Raw genomic sequence first — 247 nt, forward strand, 5'->3', positions numbered from 1 at the left:
GCAGCGAATGGCAAGCGGGCTTAACGACAGATCAGCGCTATAACCTGAACGGCTGGTTTAAGCCGGGGGCCGAGCTGCCGTCAGGGTTACAGGAACAGCTGAAATGGCTGGGCAACCCGGATGCCAATGGCCGTTATCCTATTCGATATACAGGTCGTCTGTAAGTCAGTGGCTGTACAGCGACCTTGGTCTGGCGGGTTGAGGGCAATCAAATGTATCTGAATACGTATTTTTCCTTTATTTCATG

General features: G+C 51.8%; 1 protein-coding gene. It reads left to right on the plus strand.

What is annotated here, in order from left to right; translation table 11 throughout:
• On the plus strand, positions 1-164 hold a 164-nt coding region (gene gspN, locus ACYP03_RS27400; RefSeq protein ID WP_459782858.1), incomplete at its 5' end, for a type II secretion system protein N.
• Positions 165-247: the final 83 nt, after the last annotated feature.

Source organism: Photobacterium sp. R1 (genome assembly GCF_054600795.1).